The sequence below is a fragment of the Pseudomonas sp. P1_A1 genome (genome assembly GCF_056406935.1).
In genome coordinates this window covers 1-642 of record NZ_JBFTZE010000048.1, presented here as the reverse complement: position 1 = coordinate 642, position 642 = coordinate 1, and the positions used below count along the sequence as shown (strand labels likewise).

The 642-nt window shown below is 64.8% G+C and carries 1 protein-coding gene; it reads left to right on the top strand.

Annotated elements, in window-relative coordinates; genetic code table 11:
* The coding region (locus AC1D2Q_RS29515) for a VCBS domain-containing protein (protein WP_477815545.1) at positions 1-642 on the top strand (642 nt) is incomplete at both ends.

Genomic DNA, 642 nt, shown 5'->3' with positions numbered 1-642 from the left:
CTTCGGTCACCGTGCACATCCTCGGTACCAACGATGCGGCCGTGCTGTCCACCGGCGTCGCCAACCTCACCGAAACCAATGCCGCCGTCGACATTTCCACCGCCGGTACCCTGACCATCAGCGACGTCGACAGCGCCGCAATCTTCGTCGCACAAACCAACACCGCCGGCAGCTACGGCCAATTCTCCATCGGCACCGGCGGTGCCTGGACCTACGTCGCCAACTCCGCGCACAACGAGTTCGCCGCCGGTACCACCTACACCGACACCTTCGCGGTGAGCAGTGCCGACGGCACCCTCACTTCGGTCACCGTGCACATCCTCGGYACCAACGATGCGGCCGTGCTGTCCACYGGCRTCGCCAACCTCACCGARACCAATGCCGCCGTCGACATTTCCACCGCCGGYACCCTGACCATCAGCGACGTCGACASCGCCGCAACCTTCGTCGCSCAAACCAACACCGCCGGCAGCTACGGCCAGTTCTCCATCGGCACCGACGGAGCCTGGACCTACGTCGCCAACTCCGCGCACAACGAGTTCGCCGCCGGYACCACCTACACCGACACCTTCGCSGTGAGCAGTGCCGATGGCACCCTCACTTCGGTCACCGTGCACATCCTCGGTACCAACGAACCAACGA